Origin of the sequence: Streptomyces sp. NPDC002490 (assembly GCF_040296045.1) — a bacterium.
In the GTDB taxonomy this organism is placed as follows: domain Bacteria; phylum Actinomycetota; class Actinomycetes; order Streptomycetales; family Streptomycetaceae; genus Streptomyces.
Genome location: NZ_JBEOWM010000084.1, coordinates 1 through 16045, shown reverse-complemented (window position 1 = coordinate 16045; position 16045 = coordinate 1). Strand labels below are relative to the sequence as shown.

14 protein-coding genes are annotated in these 16045 nt (G+C 71.0%); 11 read left to right on the top strand and 3 right to left on the bottom strand.

What is annotated here, in order from left to right; translation table 11 throughout:
- Positions 1–135 precede the first annotated feature (135 nt).
- Positions 136–813, bottom strand: a complete 678-nt coding sequence (locus ABT092_RS29865) for a potassium channel family protein (protein WP_351249436.1) — start codon at positions 811–813, stop codon at positions 136–138.
- Positions 813–1484 (bottom strand): potassium channel family protein, encoded by a 672-nt coding sequence (locus ABT092_RS29860; RefSeq protein WP_351249434.1) that lies wholly within the window; start codon positions 1482–1484, stop codon positions 813–815. Before ABT092_RS29860 ends, ABT092_RS29865 begins: the two co-directional genes overlap by 1 nt.
- A gap of 407 nt (positions 1485–1891) precedes the next feature.
- On the opposite strand from ABT092_RS29860, the gene ABT092_RS29855 reads away from it, so the two are divergent.
- Both ABT092_RS29855 and ABT092_RS29850 read left to right on the top strand, forming a co-directional pair.
- Positions 1892–3940 (top strand): APC family permease, encoded by a 2049-nt coding sequence (locus ABT092_RS29855; protein WP_351249432.1) that lies wholly within the window; start codon positions 1892–1894, stop codon positions 3938–3940.
- 98 nt (positions 3941–4038) lie between these two features.
- Positions 4039–5367, top strand: a complete 1329-nt coding sequence (locus ABT092_RS29850; protein ID WP_351249430.1) for a class I SAM-dependent RNA methyltransferase — start codon at positions 4039–4041, stop codon at positions 5365–5367.
- A gap of 409 nt (positions 5368–5776) precedes the next feature.
- Here ABT092_RS29850 and ABT092_RS29845 read toward each other — a convergent pair whose 3' ends face one another.
- Positions 5777–6616, bottom strand: a complete 840-nt coding sequence (locus ABT092_RS29845; protein ID WP_351249428.1) for a hypothetical protein — start codon at positions 6614–6616, stop codon at positions 5777–5779.
- Between the two features lie 346 nt (positions 6617–6962).
- Between ABT092_RS29845 and ABT092_RS29840 the strand changes: the two genes are divergently transcribed.
- The 9 genes from ABT092_RS29840 (at position 6963) to ABT092_RS29800 (ending at position 15855) form a co-directional block, all read left to right on the top strand.
- Positions 6963–8447, top strand: a complete 1485-nt coding sequence (locus tag ABT092_RS29840; RefSeq protein ID WP_351249426.1) for an FAD-dependent monooxygenase — start codon at positions 6963–6965, stop codon at positions 8445–8447.
- Between the two features lie 81 nt (positions 8448–8528).
- Positions 8529–8858, top strand: coding sequence for a TcmI family type II polyketide cyclase (locus ABT092_RS29835; protein WP_351249424.1), 330 nt, complete (start codon positions 8529–8531; stop codon positions 8856–8858).
- A 34-nt stretch (positions 8859–8892) separates the two neighbouring features.
- Positions 8893–10161 carry a beta-ketoacyl-[acyl-carrier-protein] synthase family protein gene (locus ABT092_RS29830; RefSeq protein WP_351249422.1) on the top strand — a complete coding sequence of 423 codons (1269 nt, stop codon included), beginning with the start codon at positions 8893–8895 and terminating at the stop codon, positions 10159–10161.
- Positions 10158–11375, top strand: coding sequence for a ketosynthase chain-length factor (locus tag ABT092_RS29825; protein WP_351249420.1), 1218 nt, complete (start codon positions 10158–10160; stop codon positions 11373–11375). The genes ABT092_RS29830 and ABT092_RS29825 overlap by 4 nt, the downstream gene beginning before the upstream one ends.
- A 60-nt stretch (positions 11376–11435) precedes the next feature.
- A complete protein-coding gene (locus ABT092_RS29820) occupies positions 11436–11705 on the top strand; it encodes an acyl carrier protein (RefSeq protein ID WP_351249418.1) in 270 nt (89 codons plus the stop codon).
- A gap of 31 nt (positions 11706–11736) precedes the next feature.
- Positions 11737–12522, top strand: a complete 786-nt coding sequence (gene fabG / locus ABT092_RS29815; protein ID WP_351249438.1) for a 3-oxoacyl-ACP reductase FabG — start codon at positions 11737–11739, stop codon at positions 12520–12522.
- Positions 12523–12574: 52 nt separating this feature from the next.
- Positions 12575–13531, top strand: coding sequence for an aromatase/cyclase (locus ABT092_RS29810; protein ID WP_351249416.1), 957 nt, complete (start codon positions 12575–12577; stop codon positions 13529–13531).
- Between the two features lie 2 nt (positions 13532–13533).
- Complete coding sequence (locus ABT092_RS29805; protein WP_351249414.1) at positions 13534–15063, top strand: FAD-dependent monooxygenase; 1530 nt, start codon at positions 13534–13536, stop codon at positions 15061–15063.
- 210 nt (positions 15064–15273) lie between these two features.
- Positions 15274–15855, top strand: coding sequence for an NADPH-dependent FMN reductase (locus tag ABT092_RS29800; RefSeq protein ID WP_351249412.1), 582 nt, complete (start codon positions 15274–15276; stop codon positions 15853–15855).
- The last annotated feature ends 190 nt before the right edge of the window (positions 15856–16045 follow it).

Genomic DNA, 16045 nt, shown 5'->3' with positions numbered 1-16045 from the left:
GTCGATCACGTCGACCGCGAGGTCCCCGCGCTGCCTCGCCACGCCGGCGATCCAGTCGCCGACGACCTTGCCGAAGCGGGCTTCGCGGTTGCCCCGTCGGGGCCGCCCCTCCACGCGGTTCATCACGTCAGCCGCTCACTCCTCGGACGGCCCGCGCCGCACCGACAGCAGGACCTCCAACTGCTCCTCGCGGGCCGGGGCGGCGACGAACAGCAACTCGTCACCCGCTTCCAAGGAGTCGTCCCGGGTGGGCGTGAGCACCCGGGTGCCGCGGATGATCGTCACCAGGGAGGTGTCCTGGGGCCAGGGGACGTCCCCGACCCGGGTGCCCGCGAGCGCCGACTCCGGCGGCAGCGTCAACTCGACCAGGTTCGCGTCACCGTGGCTGAAGCGCAGCAGCCGCACCAGGTCGCCGACGCTCACCGCCTCCTCGACCAGCGCCGACATCAGCCGGGGGGTCGAGACGGCGACGTCCACGCCCCAGGACTCGTTGAACAGCCACTCGTTCTTGGGATTGTTCACCCGGGCGACCACCCGGGGCACCCCGTACTCCGTCTTGGCGAGCAGCGAGACCACCAGGTTCACCTTGTCGTCGCCGGTCGCCGCGATGACCACGTTGCAGCGCTGGAGCGCCGCCTCGTCCAGGGACGTGATCTCGCAGGCGTCCGCGAGCAACCACTCCGCCTGCGGCACCCGCTCCACGGAGATCGCGGTCGGCGCCTTGTCGATCAGCAGGACCTCGTGACCGTTCTCCAACAGTTCGCCGGCGATGGAACGCCCGACCGCACCGGCTCCCGCGATGGCGACCCTCATCAGTGACCGCCCCCTTCCTCGGGGCCCTGCGCGAACGAGGCCTCCACCGTGTCGACGTCCTCCGGACGCATCACCACGTGCACCAGGTCGCCCTCCTGGAGCACGGTCCGCGAGGTCGGCAGGATCGCCTCGCCCAACCGGGTGAGGAACGCGACCCGCACCCCCGTCTCGTCCTGGAGCCGGCTGATCGTGTGGCCCACCCAGGAGGTCGGGGTGTGCACCTCGGCGAGTTGCACCCCGCCGGTCGGGTCCCGCCACAGCGGCTCCGCGCCGGACGGCAACAGCCGGCGCAGCATCTGGTCGGCGGTCCAGCGGACCGTGGCCACGGTCGGAATGCCCAGGCGCTGGTAGACCTCGGCGCGCCGCGGGTCGTAGATGCGTGCTGCCACGTGGTCGATGCCGAACATCTCCCGGGCCACCCGGGCCGCGATGATGTTGGAGTTGTCCCCGCTGGACACGGCCGCGAAGGCGCCGGCCTCCTCGATGCCGGCCTCCCGCAGGGTGTCCTGGTCGAAGCCGATGCCCGTGACGCGCCGTCCGCCGAACCCGGAGCCCAGGCGCCGGAAGGCGGTGGGGTCCCGGTCGATCACGGCGACCGTGTGCCCCTGTTGCTCCAGGGTCTGGGCCAGAGCGGAACCCACTCTGCCGCAACCCATGATGACGATGTGCACGACCGTCCTTCCGACTGTCGATCTTCCGCTGTTCGTTGGTTCTCGTTGGTTCTCGTCGGTCCGGGGTCGGTGTCATCGCCCCCCGTCTCCGGGGACGTCGACGACGACGGCGGAGTTGCCCGGCACCGGCGACGGACAGGACAGCGTACGGGCCGCACGGACCGCACCCGTGGAGCCGTCGGCGGTCGGTACGGCCGGGGCCAGCGGACTTGACCCGGGCTTTACCAAGTCCCCGCCGAACACGACGACTCAGGCTTAACAGGGTCTCAGACCGGGGCCAAAGCTACACACGCACGGTCACCCGACCGCGCCCTCCCGCACCCCGGGGACGAGGTCCGCGAATCACCGCCACGCGTTCTGGGGTGGTGGGTGGGCGGGCCCGCGTTCGAACGCTTACGATCCTCTGCGTGTCCAAACTGACCGACGTGCCCAAACGGATTCTCATCGGGCGCGCCCTGCGCAGTGACCGGCTGGGGGAGACCCTCCTGCCCAAGCGCATCGCCCTCCCCGTCTTCGCGTCCGACCCGCTCTCCTCCGTGGCGTACGCGCCGGGCGAGGTGCTGCTGGTGCTCTCCGTCGCGGGCGTGTCGGCCTACCACTTCAGCCCCTGGATCGCCCTCGCGGTCGTGGTGCTGATGTTCACCGTGGTCGCGTCGTACCGGCAGAACGTGCACGCCTACCCCAGCGGCGGCGGGGACTACGAGGTGGCGAACACCAACCTCGGCCCCAAGGCCGGCCTCACCGTCGCCAGCGCGCTGCTCGTCGACTACGTCCTGACCGTCGCCGTGTCGATCTCCTCCGGAGTGGAGAACCTCGGCTCGGCGGTCCCGTTCGTGGTCGAGAACAAGGTGGCCGTCGCCGTCGGCATGATCGTCCTGCTGACCCTGATGAACCTGCGCGGTGTGCGGGAGTCCGGCAAGCTCTTCGCGATCCCCACCTACGTCTTCGTCACCGGCGTCTTCGCCATGATCGCCTGGGGCGCCTTCCAGGGCCTCGTCCTCGACGAGACGCTGAAGGCGCCGACCGCCGACTTCGAGATCCAGGCCGAGCACCAGGGGCTCGCCGGCTTCGCCATGGTCTTCCTGCTGCTGCGCGCCTTCTCCTCCGGCTGCGCCGCGCTCACCGGGGTCGAGGCCATCAGCAACGGCGTCCCCGCGTTCCGCAAGCCCAAGTCGAGGAACGCGGCCACCACCCTGGCCCTGATGGGCCTGCTCGCCGTCACCATGTTCTGCGGGATCATCGGCCTCGCCATGGCCTCCGACGTGCGGATGGCCGAGAACCCGGCCAAGGACCTGCTCCACGGCGGCGCCCCGGTCGGCGACTCCTACGTCCAGGACCCGGTGATCTCCCAGGTCGCCGCCGCGGTCTTCGGGGAGGGCACTTTCTTCTTCGTCCTGCTCGCCGCCGCCACCGCCCTGGTGCTGTTCCTCGCCGCCAACACCGCGTACAACGGCTTCCCGCTGCTCGGCTCGATCCTCGCCCAGGACCGCTACCTGCCGCGCCAGCTGCACACCCGCGGCGACCGGCTCGCCTTCTCCAACGGCATCGTCCTGCTGGCGGGCGCCGCGGCCCTCCTCGTGATCGTCTACGGAGCCGACTCCACCCGGCTGATCCAGCTCTACATCGTCGGCGTCTTCGTCTCCTTCACCCTCAGCCAGACCGGCATGGTCCGCCACTGGAACCGGCTGCTGCGCACCGAGCACGACCCCGACAAGCGACGCCACATGAAGCGGTCCCGGGCCATCAACGCCTTCGGCGCCTTCTTCACCGGCCTCGTCCTCGTCGTCGTCCTGGTCACCAAGTTCACCCACGGCGCCTGGGTGGCCCTGCTCGGCATGGTCATCTTCTACGCGGTCATGACCGCGATCCGCCGCCACTACGACCGGGTCTCCGAGGAGATCAGCGCCCCCGAGGAGCCCACCGACGACATGGTGCGCCCCTCCCGGGTGCACTCCATCGTCCTGGTCTCCAAACTCCACCGCCCCACCCTGCGCGCCCTGTCCTACGCCCAGTTGATGCGCTCCGACACCCTGGAGGCGCTGAGCGTCAACGTCGACCCGGCCGAGACCAAGGCCCTCAAGGACGAGTGGGACCGCCGCGACATAGACGTCCCCCTGAAGGTCCTCGACTCGCCCTACCGCGAGATCACCCGGCCGATCATCGAGTACGTCAAGAACCTGCGGCGCGAGTCCCCGCGCGAGGTGGTCAGCGTGATCATCCCCGAGTACGTGGTGGGCCACTGGTACGAGCACCTGCTCCACAACCAGAGCGCCCTGCGGCTCAAGGGCCGTCTGCTGTTCACCCCCGGCGTGATGGTGACCTCGGTGCCCTACCAGCTGGAGTCCTCCGAGGCGGCCAAGAAGCGGGCCCGCCGGCGCCAGGACTGGAGCGCGCCCGGCGCCGTGCGCCGCGGCCCCGTGGAGAAGCGCAGCAAGGAGCCCACCGGCAAGGGGTGAGGCACGGCGACCGCGGACCCGGGCGCCCGCGCGGGGACGTAGACTGGTGGGCTGTTGTCCCGCAGTCCTTCCCTCACCACTCGTGGAGTCACCCCGCCATGCAGGCAGAACCGAAGAAGACGCTGGTGGGCCAGGAGTACGAGGTCGAGGTCGGCGCCGTCGCCCACGGCGGCCACTGCGTCGCCCGCACCGAGGACGGCCGGGTGCTGTTCGTCCGGCACGCCCTGCCCGGCGAGCGGGTCCTGGCCCGCGTCACCGACGGCGCCGAGGACTCGCGCTTCCTGCGCGCGGACGCGGTGGAGGTCCACGAACCCTCCAAGGACCGGGTCACCCCGCCCTGCCCCTTCTCCGGGCCGGGCCGCTGCGGCGGCTGCGACTGGCAGCACGCCAAGCCGGGCGCCCAGCGACGCCTCAAGGGCGAGGTCGTCGCCGAACAGCTCCAGCGCCTCGCCGGCCTCACCCCCGAGGACGTCGGCTGGGACGGCACCGTGATGCCCGCCGAGGGCGACAAGCTGCCCGTCGGCGAGGTCCCCGCCTGGCGCACCCGGGTCCAGTACGCCGTCGACGAGGAGGGCCGCGCGGGTCTGCGCCGCCACCGCTCCCACGACGTCGAACCGGTCGACCACTGCATGATCGCCGCGCCGGGCGTGACCGAGTTGGGCGTCGAGGCCCGCACCTGGCCGGGCATGGCCTCGGTCGAGGCCATCGCGGCCACCGGCTCCCAGGACCGTCAGGTGATCCTGACCCCGCGCCCCGGCGCCCGGCTCCCGCTGGTCGAACTGGACCGTCCGGTGTCGGTGCTCCGCGTCGACGAGCGGGACGGCGGGGTGCACCGGGTGCACGGCCGCCCCTTCGTCCGCGAGCGCGCCGACGACCGCACCTACCGGGTCGGCAACGGAGGCTTCTGGCAGGTCCACCCCAAGGCGGCGGACACCCTGGTCAAGGCCGTGATGCAGGGCCTGCTACCCCGCAAGGGCGACACCGCACTGGACCTGTACTGCGGCGTCGGCCTGTTCGCCGGCGCCCTCGCCGACCGGGTCGGCGAGCGCGGCGCGGTCCTCGGCATCGAGTCGGGCAAGCGCGCCGTCGAGGACGCCCGGCACAACCTCCGCGACTTCCCCCGGGTACGGGTCGAGCAGGGCAAGGTCGAGCAGGTGCTGCCGCGCACCGGCATCACCGAGGCCGACCTCGTCGTCCTCGACCCCCCGCGCGCCGGCGCCGGTCGCCGCACCGTGGAACACCTCGCCGCCCTGGGCGCCCGCCGCATCGCCTACGTGGCCTGCGACCCGGCGGCCCTCGCCCGCGACCTCGCCTCCTTCCGCGAAGCGGGCTACCGGGTACGGACGTTCCGGGCCTTCGACCTCTTCCCGATGACGCATCACGTGGAGTGCGTGGCGATCCTGGAGCCGGTGGGGAAGGGCGCGTGAGTTGCCGGTGCGGTCGCATGCGGTAGGTGCTTCGTGGGCGTTGCGGGCGATGGCTCGACGCTGAAGTGACGCGCATGTGCGCTCCTCCGGATGGGTGTCGGGCGCGCTTCGGTCGGGTCGGGTCGGCGTCAAGGCTGCGAGTGGCGGCGCAACTCCGAGAGCTGGTGTGACACTCGCAGCGACTCCTGCGCCGTACGATGCCCGTCGCCCTCATCGCAGGGGCCTCGAAGGCGCGGAAGCGCCCGGGGCATCGTGACCGCTTCCCGGCGGATGTGCTCCTGGCGTGCCGCTCGACATCGTCCGGCGCGCTGTCGGTGGAGCCCGCTCGGCGGCCTGGACGTGACGTCAACCGACTGCCCGTGGTCCGGCCCCCGACGGTGCTGCCGGGCCACGGGCCGTGGTGCTTCCGTTACGAGCTTTGAGCGGGCCGGTCGAGCGTCCCCCGCACGTCGCCATCGTGGTAGAACGTGCGCCCCGACCGGCTTCGCCGGCGCCAGCTCCGCTCGCTGGCGTGGCGGTAGACGCTGCCGGGCGCGATGCCCCACAGGCGGGTGATGTCGGCCGCGCTCAGCCAGCGGGTCTCCTCCCGGGTGAGGTGGCGACTCAACCGCAGCCAGTCGCGGCCGAGCCATTGGTGGGCCGGGTCGGCGGAGCAGACGATCTCCGCGGGGCGGTGGGCCTGCCGAGGGCGGATCATCGCGGTCAACTCGCCCGAACAGGACGTCTCGACGCAGGCGCCGATCGCCACACGGCTCAACGGGTCGGGGTCGATCACCCGGCGGGTCCTGCGCACCAGGCCGGTGACCTCCTCGCAGACGTCGGCCGCCGCGGCGTGCGCCGCCAGCCACTCCACCTGCCGGAGGAGGAGGGCGGCGAGGAGCGGCACCGTGTCCCTGGCGGTGCCGGAGCGGCGGGAGTCACGGGAGTCGACGACACCCGCCCAGGAGCGCAGCACCCCGAGGATCTCCGAACGCGCCTCGGAAGCGGCCGTGTTGAAGGGCATGCCGGGCAGCGGGCCCCCGGACGTGCGCTCGCGAGGCCGGTCAGTGCCGCTCAGTTGGCGGCCGCACTCCTCGTACAGCGTCGGCAACTGCCTCAGCTCACCCGCCAGACGGTCCCGGCACACCGGGCACAGCCGCGATCCGCGCGCCGCGATCCGCCGAGGTCGGTTGTCGCCCACCCCGGCGCGGCAGGTGCTCCCCACGCACGCTGCGGCCATCTGCGGCGTGCACACGTCGTCCTGGCTCACGTCCCTGTCCCCCTCTTCTCTTCGCCTCCCGAGCACCGCGAAGCTAATTCCGGGCTTCGGGGTCGGGCAAGGTGGAAGGCGTCATTTGTCGTTCCCCTGACGGTGCGATTTCGTCGTTCTGTCGCTGTGCGCGACGGCTGACGTAAGTTGACGGAAGTCTGGACAGGGGAGGGTTGACTCCGCTTCGCCTGGCGAAGAAGCTATTCATTAGCTTCCGCCGAACTGTGTTGAATTCCAGTCGGCTTGACGGGAGGGTTGCTGCTGGGGTGCTACGGCCTTTCACCGTCGGATTCGCAGAACCCATGAAATTTCCGATGCTTACCTCGACCTATTCAAGGAGCGGAAAATGGACGCTGCGGTGATCATCGTGGGTGCCGGTCCCGCCGGACTCATGCTCGCCGGTGAACTCCGGCTTGCCGGGGTCGACGTCATCGTGCTGGAGCGCCTCGCGGAGCGGACCGGCGAATCCCGCGGCCTCGGCTTCACCGCGCGCACCATGGAGGTGTTCGACCAGCGCGGCCTCCTGCCGCGGTTCGGTGACATCGAGACCAGTGCGCTGGGGCACTTCGGAGGCATCCCCCTGGACTTCGGGCTGCTCCAGGGTGCCTGGCAGGCCGCCAAGACCGTGCCGCAGAGCGTGACGGAGGCCAGGCTGGAGGAATGGGCGGCCGACCTGGGCGCGGACGTCCGGCGCGGCCACGAACTGCTCTCCCTCAGCGATGACGGCGACGCGGTCGAGGTGGAGGTCCGCGGCCCCCAGGGCATCCGGACGCTGTGCGCCGCCTACCTCGTGGGCTGTGACGGCGGCCGCAGCACGATCCGCAAGGCCGCGGGATTCGCCTTTCCCGGCACCGAGGCCACGCGGGAGATGTTCCTCGCCGACGTGAAGGGGCTCGACCTGGAGCCGCGCATGACCGGTGAGAAGCTGCCCGGGGGCATGGTGATGGTCGCCCAGCTGCCCGGCGGCATCACCCGCATCATCGCGGGGGAGAACGGGACCTCGCCCCGGCGGCGTACGACACCACCGGCGTACGAGGAGATCGCGGCCGTCTGGAAGCGCCTGACCGGCGGCGACATCACGCACGGCGAACCGGTGTGGCTCAGCGCCTTCGGTGACGCCGCGCGTCAGGCGTCCGAGTACCGCAGGGGCCGCGTGCTGCTGGCCGGCGACTCCGCGCACATCCATCTACCGGCCGGCGGCCAAGGGATGAACGCCAGCATCCAGGACTCGGTGAACCTCGGTTGGAAGCTGGCCGGCGTCGTCAACGGCTGGGCGGGGCCCGGCCTGCTGGACAGCTACCACAGCGAGCGGCACCCGGTCGGCGAGCGGCTCCTGATGAACACCCGCGCGCAGGGGCTGCTCCTGCTGGGCGGTCCGGAGGTGCAGCCGTTGCGCGAGGTGCTCGCCGAGCTGGTCGGATTCGAGGAGGTCGACCGTCACCTCGCCGGCATGGTCAGCGGCCTAGAGATCACGTACGACGTGGGTGCCGGGACCAACCCGCTCCTCGGCAAGCGCATGCCGCACCTCGAACTGGTCGGCGAGCACACCAAGTCCAGCAGCACCGAACTGCTCCACACCGGCCGTGGCGTGCTGCTCGACCTGACGGACAACGCGCGACTGCGGGAGCGGGCCGCGCCCTGGTCGGCGCGCGTGGACGTCATCACGGCACGGCCGCACGCGATGCCCGAGGGCGGTGCGCTGCACGGCACGTCCGCCGTGCTGATCAGGCCCGACGGCCATGTCGCCTGGGCCGCCCCGGGCAGTTGGCACGACCTGCCCACGGCTCTGACGCGCTGGTTCGGCACACCGCGGGCCGGGCGGACCCTCTGAGGTCGTGGCGCCCTCATCCACCCGGGCGGCGAAGCGGCCTCGGGCCCACTCGATTTCTGTCGTTCTGAGGAGAGGACTGGAATGTACAGCACTCTGATTGTGGCGAAGATGGACTCCGAGTCGAGTATCGACGTGGCCAAGATCTTCGGTGATTTCGACCGCACTGAAATGCCCCATCGCATGGGTACGAGGCGCCGGCAGCTCTTCTCTTTCCGCGGCCTGTACTTCCATCTTCAGGAATTCAACGAGGACAACGGCGGCCAACTGATAGAGGAGGCGAAGGCCGATCCGCGATTCGTCGCCATAAGCCAGGGCCTGAAGCCCTTCATCCAGGCGTACGACCCGGACACCTGGCGCTCTCCGGCTGATGCGATGGCCACCCGCTTCTACGACTGGACGGCTTCCTCGTGACCACGTCGACCGACAGAAAGGAAGGTGACCGCGGATGGGACGTCGCGTAGTCGTCACCGGAATCGGAGTCCTCGCACCGGGAGGCATCGGGGCCGAGAACTTCTGGAGTCTGCTCAGCGAGGGCCGCACGGCCACGCGGGGGATCACCTTCTTCGACGCCTCCTCGTTCCGTTCGCAGATCGCCGCCGAGGCGGACTTCGATGCCGAGCTGAGCGGGCTGGGCCCCCAGGAGATCCGACGGATGGACCGCGCCGCGCAGTTCGGGGTGGTCACCGCGCGCGAGGCGCTGGCGGACAGCGGACTGGACCTGGCCGACGTGGATCCCCACCGCACCGGTGTCACCATCGGAAGTGCGGTCGGCGCCACCATGGGCCTCGACGAGGAGTACCGGGTGGTCAGCGACGCCGGCCGACTCGACCTCGTCGACCACAGGTACACCCCGCAGCACCTGTACAACCACTTCGTGCCGAGTTCCTTCTCGGCCGAGGTGGCCTGGGCCGTGGGGGCCGAGGGACCCAACACCGTGGTCTCCACCGGCTGCACCTCCGGCATCGACGCGGTCGGCCATGCCGTCGAGCTGATCCGCGAGGGCACCGTCGACGTGATGATCGCCGGCGCCACGGACGCTCCCATCTCGCCGATCACCATGGCGTGCTTCGACGCGATCAAGGCGACCACGCCCCACAACGACGAGCCCGAGCGTGCCTCGCGGCCCTTCGACGGGACCCGCAACGGCTTCGTGCTCGGCGAGGGTTCGGCGGTGTTCGTCCTGGAGGAGCTGACCGCCGCCCGCGCCCGGGGCGCGCACGTCTACGGGGAGATCGCCGGCTACGCCTCGCGGTGCAACGCCTTCCACATGACCGGACTGCGCCCCGACGGGCGCGAGATGGGGGAGGCGATCCGGGTCGCGCTGGACGAAGCCCGTATCAACCCCGAGGCCGTCGACTACATCAACGCGCACGGTTCGGGAACCAAGCAGAACGACCGGCATGAGACGGCGGCGTTCAAGCTCAGCCTCGGCGAGCACGCCTACCGGACCCCGGTCAGCTCCATCAAGTCGATGGTGGGCCACTCACTGGGTGCCATCGGCTCGATCGAGATCGCGGCGTCCCTGCTCGCCATGGAGAACCACGTGGTGCCGCCGACCGCGAACCTGCACACCCCCGACCCGGAGTGCGACCTCGACTACGTCCCGCTCGTCGCCCGTGAGCACACCACGGACACGGTCCTGACGGTCGGCAGCGGATTCGGCGGATTCCAGAGCGCGATGGTATTGGCCCGCCCGGAAAGGGGTGCGGCATGACCGCCAGAGTCGTCATCACCGGCATCGGCATCGCTGCGCCCAACGGATTCGGGGTGGAGGACTACTGGGCCGCGACCCGCATCGGCAAGAACGCCATAGGCCGCATCACCCGGTTCGACCCCACCCAGTACCCGGCCGGGCTCGCCGGGGAGATACCGGGCTTCGAAGCCCGGGACCATCTGCCGGGCCGGCTGATCCCGCAGACCGACCGGGTGACCCAACTCGCGCTGGTCGCGGCCGACTCGGCCTTCGAGGACGCAGGGGTCAGGCCCGGTGACGTTCCCGAGTACGACATGGGCGTCGTCACGGCCAGCACGGCGGGTGGCTTCGAGTTCGGTCAGAACGAGTTGCAGGCGCTGTGGAGCAAGGGCAGCCAATACGTGAGCGCGTACCAGTCGTTCGCCTGGTTCTACGCGGTCAACAGCGGCCAGATCTCCATCCGCAACGGCATGCGCGGGCACAGCGCCGTGGTCGTCAGCGACCAGGCGGGCGGCCTCGACGCGATCGCCCAGGCGCGCCGGCAGATCCGCAAGGGCAGCAAGCTGATCTGCTCCGGCGGCTTCGACGCCTCGATCTGCCCGTGGGGGTGGGTGGCACAGCTCGCCAACGGGCGCGTGAGCACGAGCGACAACCCCGAGCGGGCCTATCTTCCCTTCGACGCCGATGCCTCGGGCTACGTTCCGGGCGAGGGCGGCGCGCTGCTCGTCCTGGAGGACGCCGAGGCCGCACGGCAGCGCGGCGCGGAGCACGTCTACGGAGAGATCGCCGGCTACGGCTCGACCTTCGACCCCAGGCCCGGCAGCGGACGTGCCCCCGGCCTGCAGCGCGCGATCGAGCTCGCCCTCGCCGACGCCCGCGTCGAACCCTGCGACATCGGCGTGGTGTTCGCGGACGCCGCGGGCACCCCCGAGCTCGACCGCGTCGAGGCCGACGCGCTCGTCGAGGTCTTCGGGGTGGCCGGGGTGCCCGTCACCGCGCCCAAGACGATGACCGGGCGGATGTATGCGGGAGCCGCTCCGGTGGACATCGCCGCCGCCGTGCTCGGCATGCGGGAGGGCCTGATCCCGCCCACCGTGAACGTCTCGCTCTCACCGGAGTACGGCATCGACCTGGTCACCGCGCAGCCGCGCGCAGCGCAGGTGCGCAACGCCCTCGTCGTCGCCCGCGGCCACGGCGGCTTCAACTCCGCGGTGGTCGTGCGCGGCACGGACTGACGGCCGCCCGCTTTCGCCGAGAACCACCCATCCCCGTCGACAACCACGAAAGGCACGTTCATGTCTCAGTCCGAGTTCACCGTCGAGGACCTCAAGCGCATCCTGCTGGAGGGCGCGGGCGCCGACGAGGGCGTCGACCTCGAGAGCGACATCCTCGACACCGACTTCGAGAGCCTCGGCTACGAGTCGCTGGCCCTTCTGGAGACCGCCGGGCGCATCGAGCGCGAGTTCGGCATCACCCTCGACGACGAGGTGTTCACCGAGAACCCCACGCCGCGCGAGCTGGTGGCGGCCGTCAGCGCGAAGCTGCCCGGCTCCGTCGCGGCTTGACCCTCCCCCTTCGTCTGGAGAGAAGATGCAGATGTCACGACAGGACCAGCGGGTCGCCCTCGTCACCGGAGCCACCAGCGGGATCGGTCTCGCGTCCGCCCGCCTGCTCGCCGCCCAGGGACACCGGGTGTTCATCGGCGCGCGCAACGCGGAGAACGTGGCGGAGACCGTCAAGCAATTGCAGGACGAGGGTCTCGACGTCGACGGCGGCACTCTCGACGTGCGCTCGGCGGACGAGGTGCGTGCTTTCGTGCAGTCGGCGGTGGAACGTTTCGGCACCGTCGACGTGCTGGTGAACAACGCCGGCCGGTCCGGTGGCGGGGTGACCGCGGACATCGCGGACGAGCTGTGGGAAGACGTGATCGCCACCAACCTCACCAGCGTCTTCCGGATGACCCGCGAGGTGCTCAACACCGGCGGGATGCGCGAGAAGTCCCGTGGCCGCATCGTCAACATCGCCTCCACGGCCGGCAAGCAGGGCGTGGTCCTCGGCGCCCCGTACTCGGCGTCCAAGCACGGCGTCGTCGGCTTCACCAAGGCGCTGGGCAATGAGCTCGCGCCCACCGGCATCACCGTCAACGCGGTCTGCCCCGGATACGTCGAGACGCCGATGGCCCAGCGGGTGCGCCAGGGGTACGCCGCCGCCTACGGCGCCACCGAGGACGCGATCCTGGAGAAGTTCCGGGCGAAGATCCCGCTCGGCCGGTACTCCACCCCCGAGGAGGTCGCCGGCCTGGTCGGCTACCTGGTGTCGGACACCGCCGCCTCCATCACCTCGCAGGCGCTCAACGTCTGCGGCGGACTCGGCAACTTCTGATCCGCGCCCCCACCCGTACGCCCGCCTTCCGCAATTGTGAATGGAGTTCACCATGACGGTCCGTGAGGTCGAGCACGAGATCACCGTGCAGGCCCCCGCCGCCGAGGTCTACCGCCTGATCGCCGAGGTGGAGAACTGGCCGCGCGTCTTCCCCCCGACCATCCACGTCGACCAGGTCGAGCGGGGCGCGCGGGGCGCCGCAGGCGAGAGCGAGGAGCGCATCCGCATCTGGGCCACCGCCAACGGCACGGCCAAGAGCTGGACCTCGCGCCGGAACCTGGACCCGAAGGGGCTGCGCATCACCTTCCGCCAGGAAGTGCCCGCGCCGCCGGTCGCCGCGATGGGCGGCGCCTGGATCATCGAGCCGCTCGCCGCGGACGGGTCCAGGGTCCGGCTGCTGCACGACTACCGGGCCGTCGACGACGACCCGGAGTCCCTGAAGTGGATCGACGAGGCCGTCGACCGCAACTCCCGCTCGGAGCTCGCCGCCCTGAAGACCAACGTCGAACTCGCCCGCGCCCGGGCGGAGGTGACCTTCTCCTTCGAGGACACCGTGCAGATCAACGGGGCCGTGAAGGACGTCTACGACTTCATCAACGAGGGCGAGAAGTGGCAGGAGCGGCTGCCGCACGTGGCGTCCGCACGCCTGGAGGAGCTCTCCCCGGGTCTCCAGATCCTGGAGATGGACACCCGCACCAAGGACGGTCACACGCACACCACCACGTCCTATCGCGTGTGCTTCTCGCCCCGGAAGATCGCGTACAAGCAGGTCACCCTGCCCGCCCTGATGTCCCTGCACACCGGCTACTGGACGTTCACGGAGCACGAGGGCGGCGTGGCCGCCTCCTCGCAGCACACCGTCGTGCTGAACACCGAGAACATCACCCAGTACCTCGGTGCGGACGCGGGGATCGCCGAGGCCAGGGAACACGTCCGGACGGCCCTGAGCGCCAACAGCCGGGCCACCCTGGGCCTGGCCAAGGACCACGCCGAGCGGCTCCGGCCCTGACCGTGGCCGCGGACCACGCGGAATCCCCGGTGATCGTGGTCGGGGCGGGCCCGGTCGGGCTGATGCTCGCCGGCGAACTGCGGCTCGGGGGTGCCGAGGTGGTCGTCGTCGAACGGCTGACCACGCCCACCACGGAATCCCGGGCGTCCACCCTGCACGCCCGCACCATGGAGATCCTCGACGGCAGGGGCCTGCTCGACGAACTGGTCCCCGTACCCCACGACGTCATGGGCCACTTCGGCGGGATCTCGCTGGACCTCACCCTTCCGTCGACCCACCCCGGTCAGTGGAAGGTCCCGCAGACCCGCCTGGAGGAGTTGCTCCAGGAGTGGGCGACCGGCCTCGGCGCCGTCGTCCTGCGCGGCCACGAGCTACGCGGTCTCACCGTCGCCGAGCACCACGTGACGGTGGACGTTCGCGGCCCGGACGGCCCCGTTCGGATGCGGGCACGGTACGTCGTCGGCTGCGACGGCGAACAGAGCGCCGTGCGCCGCCTCGGCGGCATCGCCTTCCCCGGCGAAGACGCCTCCCGCGAGCTGATCCGTGCGGACGTGGGGGGCATCGACATTCCACCGCGCCGCTTCCAGCGCCTCGAACACGGACTCGCCATCGCCGCGCGCCGTCCCGACGGAGTGACCCGCGTGATGGTGCACGAGTTCGGCAGCAAAGCCGAACGCCGTGGTTCACCACCGGAGTTCGGTGAAGTCGTCGAGATCTGGAAGAGGGTCACGGGCGAAGACATCAGCGGTGGTGAACCGCTGTGGATCAACGCCTTCGGCAATGCGTCACGGTTGGCGGAACGGTACCGTGCCGGCCGGCTCCTGCTCGCGGGCGACGCCGCCCACCAGCAGATGCCGGTCGGCGGCCAGGCGCTCAACCTGGGCCTGCAGGATGCCGCCAACCTCGGCTGGAAACTGGCCGCGCAGGTCGCCGGCCGGCGGCCGGCCGGACTCCTGGACAGCTACCACACCGAACGGCACGCGGTCGGACGGCGCACGCTGAGCAACATCCGGGCGCAGTCCCTGCTGCTGCTCGGCGGCACCGAGGTGGAGGGCATCCGGGGGGTGTTCGGCGAACTCATCGCCATGGAGGGCGTCCGTGCCCGGCTGGCCGGGACGATCTCCGGTCAGGAGGTCCGCCACGACGTGGGTCCGGGCGGTCATCCTCTGCTGGGCGCCCGCATCCCCCGGATGGAACTGATCGGGAAGCAGGGCACGGTCACCACCACCGCCCTGCTCAGACCGGGGCGCGCCGTGCTGATCGGCGTCTCGGGCGATCCGCTCCGCGAGACACGGCTGCGCACCGTGGTCGAGCCGTGGGACCCGGAGGTCACCGTGACCTTCGCCGAACCCGTCGACGACACCCCCCTGGCCGGCGCCGACGCCGTTCTCGTGCGCCCGGACGGCCATGTCGTGTGGACCGGCGGCGCGCAAGAAGCAGAACTGCACGCCGTGCTCCGCCGCTGGTTCGGCGAGCCGGCGTCCGTCGGCACGGCCGGGACCACCCCGTACCGGGCCACGGTCCGTCGATGACCACGCGGGCGTGAAGACCAGCGCCGTGCCCGACACCGGAGGCGGCCCGGCCCACGGAGGCGCCGGCCGCTCGAATCCGGGCGCGCCGGCCCGGCTGAGCCTCCACGGGGTCGGCGTGCGCACCCTCGGTGCGCCGGCCCCGTCGGCCGCGGAGTTCCGCGGCCGACGTCCCTCCACGACCTCTCGTAGCACCCCGTCGAAAGGACACCCATGTCGCAGGAGCCGCTCCGCCTCGTGTTGATCATCGGCAGCAACCGCGAAGCCCGCTTCGGCAAGGTCGTCGGCGACTGGATCGCCGGCGTGGCGAGGCAGCGCGGGGACCTCGCGGTCGACGTGATCGACCTCGCGGACCACGAGCTGCCCACCGGACTGTCGCGGGACCCCGCGCCGGAGGTCGCCGCGGAACTGGCCAAGGTCTCACCGCGCCTCGCCGAAGCGGACGCCTTCGTGGTGGTGACGCCGGAGTACAACCACAGCTACCCGGCCGCGCTGAAGAACCTCATCGACTGGCACTACACCCAGTGGCAGGCCAAGCCGGTCGGCTTCGTCTCCTACGGCGGCCTCTCGGGCGGCCTGCGCTCCGTCGAGCACCTGCGGCCGGTCTTCGCCGAGCTGCACGCGGTAACCGTCCGTGACGTGGTCAGCCTCCACATGGTGTGGGACCAGTTCGGCCCGGACGGCGTCCCCGAGGAAGAGGGGCCCGTCCAAGCCGCGAAGGCGCTGCTCGACCAGGTCGGCTGGTGGGGCAACGCGCTCCGGGAGGCGCGTGCCAAGACCCCCTACGGACCATGACCGTGACCCTCCGGCCGTCAGGAACGCCTTGACGAGCTGCGGTCGCCCAAACCACATGCCCCCCGAAGGGCCGGTCCCCGACCGCACCGCTCGCCGGCACGCCGAGCTCACCGCGTGCGCGCATCGCAGCGAAGCGCGCGCCCGGGGCCGGCGTGCTCCGGAGCGGGCCTCCGTCGCCCGGCACCGAGCC